This window comes from Streptobacillus felis, from assembly GCF_001559775.1.
Taxonomy (GTDB): domain Bacteria; phylum Fusobacteriota; class Fusobacteriia; order Fusobacteriales; family Leptotrichiaceae; genus Streptobacillus; species Streptobacillus felis.
In genome coordinates this window covers 1-1,053 of sequence record NZ_LOHX01000200.1, presented here as the reverse complement: position 1 = coordinate 1,053, position 1,053 = coordinate 1, and the positions used below count along the sequence as shown (strand labels likewise).

Sequence of the window (1,053 nt, the reverse complement as noted above, 5' to 3'; positions counted from 1 at the left end):
AACTAGAAAAAGTTTTAGATAAAGAGAGAAAATATTTAGAACAACTGAAAATATTAGGAGATAGAAATAGTTATTCTAAAACTGATATATATGCTACATTTATGAGATCTAAAAAAGATTACATGAAAAATGGACAATTAATACCGGCATATAATGTTCAAATAGCTGTAAATAGTAATTACATTTTAGATTTTAAAATATTTCAAAATCCTACAGATTACAAAACTTTACCTGTATTTATAGAACATCTTAAATCGAATGGATATGATTTTAAAAATGTCGTAGCTGATGCAGGATATGAAAGTTACGAAAACTTAAAATATTTATCTGATAATGGTTATACTTCATATATAAAACCACAAAAACATGAAGTGAATAAGAAAAGAAAAAATAAAAATGATATAAAAAATATAATAAATCTTACATATAATGAGGAAACAGAAGAATTTTTAAGAAAAGATGGTGTAGTATATAAAGTAAGTAGAGAATATAAATATAAAGGTTTGATAAGAACTGTATTTACTGCACAGGATGAAGAAGGACATTCATTTTCAATAAGTTTAGAAGATTACAAATTAAAGAAAATAAATAGAGATAATATATTAAGTGAATTAGGGGCGAAGTATAGATTAAATAGATCTATTCAAGTGGAAAGACCTTTTGGAGATATTAAAGAAAATTTTGAATTTGATAGATTTAGAAGAAAGGGTATAGATAAAGTAGAACTTGAATTTGCTATGTATGCTTTAGGTTTTAATTTAAGAAAATATATAAATGATAAAAGAAAAAATAGAGAAAATATAGATTTATATAAATTAAAAGAAGTAGTAGCATAAAGTATAAGTAATATTTTTTTATTGAGGGTATAAACCCTCAGTTTGGTGCTGCACAAAATTAAGTATATTTATTTAGATTGAAATAAAAGGTTAAAAATTGTTAAAAAAAATGGAGGATTCTAAAAAATTTAGAATTCTCCATAATTTTTTTAGGCTATTTCGGAACAGCCCCTTTTTTTCCCTGAGTTTGTCAGTTGATAAATATAAAAAAAGGTGA

The 1,053-nt window shown here is 23.6% G+C and carries 1 protein-coding gene; it reads left to right on the top strand.

Features of this window, described 5'->3' with window-relative positions:
• The coding region (locus tag AYC60_RS03670) for a transposase (RefSeq protein WP_067321431.1) at positions 1-836 on the top strand (836 nt) is incomplete at its 5' end.
• Positions 837-1,053: the final 217 nt, after the last annotated feature.